A 1,546-nucleotide genomic window follows, 5' to 3' on the forward strand; every position below is an offset into this window, starting at 1 on the left:
GGGACCTGTCCCAAGGCCGGGTAGTTAGCGTTTTCGCAGGTCACGCAAGGGGAGTTGGGGTCCATGCTGTGGCGGCGTAGAGGCCGGGGCCGAGTTTGTGGATGAGGCCGGTTTCGGCCCATCTGGACAGCTGTCGATACATGGTCTCCATGGTGATGTCGCCGAAATGGGAGGCGATGTCACGGGGGCGCCAGAGGCGGTTGGGGTCGTTCTCGAGCAGGGCCAGGATTCGGTGACGGCGGCGCTCGGTGAGGGCGGTGTGCCGGTCGTCACGGGAGACGGCGGGGAGCTTGGGGCGGGATTGCGAAGGCTCGAGGACGTTGATGTCGAGACCGGTGATGGTGCGGCTGATGTCGGGCCTGCCGTCCTCGTGGCGGGTGCTGTAGCGGGACATCGGTGACTTGACCTTGCGGGTGCTGACCCGCCTGCGTCGGGGCGGGAGGAGACGGGTCAGGATCCGGTGGCCGATCAGTCCGAGGTGACCGGCGTCGGCGGGGTCGGTGATGACGGCGGCGGCCTGGACGACCTGGTCGCGGGCGGTCTGGAGGGCGACGGTGAAGCAGCAGCGGTCCGGATCGGTACCCGCCAGCGACTCTGCGGCCTCGACCATTACAGTCCGCAGTGCCTGGTAGAGGGTGAGCAATGACCACATCTCCTGCTCGATGCCTGCCGGGTCGCCCGAGCGGAGGTTGCGGCCGTTCATGATCGTGTGGCGGAGCGCGTAGTACGCGGATTCGTGTTCCCATCGCTGGTGATAGAGACCCACCAGCGCGGTGGCAGGGTGACGGCGGGCGTCGGTCAGGGTGGTGACCAGTCGGTAGGACCCGGTGAAGGACGTGCCGTCCGCGCAGGTCACGGCGATCTGTGCGTCGATGATCCGCACTTTCACGGTGCCGATCATCGACAGGTAGGAGCCGTCAGCGAGGCGGGTGAGGACCGGCGTGCGCCGGTTGCTGCGGAGCCGGCCCAGGACCTGGGCGCCGGTGTCGGTGACCCCCGCGAGGAAGGCATTGCTGTCGAATCCCTTGTCCCACAGCACCAGCATGTCCGGCCGCAGCAGATGCAGCAGCCGGCCCGCGTAGCTCGTCTCGCCCTCGGCGGTGGGGCCGAACACCGCGCCGACCAGAGCCCGGGTGCCGGTCTCGACCAGCGTCATCAACTCCAGCGTCGGATAGCCATGATGCGAAGTCCTGCCCAGCCAGGCCCGGTTCCGTTCGGAATCGGGAACCCTCAGTGAACTGCAGCCGTCGAACGACACCGTCCGGTACGGACCGAAACGCACACCTGGCGTCGTCGGGCGGGCCAGCAACCCGGCCAGCACCTCGAACAACGCCCGCACCGGCGCGCTGCCGATCCGCCGGCGCAGGTCACGCAACGCCTTCGCCGACGGACAGACCACCGGCATCCCCGACAGACCCGCGGTCAGCTTGTCCCAGACGAGGCGATAGCCGACCTCAGGGAACAGGCACATCGCCAGCAAGAAGTAGACCCCGACCCGCGACGGAAGATCACGCAACCGCTGCTGCATCGTCCTCGTCTCCGCAAG

The 1,546-nt window shown here is 67.9% G+C and carries 1 protein-coding gene; it reads right to left on the reverse strand.

All coding sequences use genetic code 11. The features are described from left to right. Positions 1-40: 40 nt before the first annotated feature. A partial coding sequence (locus tag ACWDEW_RS48795) for an IS4 family transposase (protein WP_450522831.1) occupies positions 41-1,546 on the reverse strand: 1,506 nt, incomplete at its 5' end.

It is taken from the genome of Streptomyces sp. NPDC001100, from assembly GCF_053598575.1.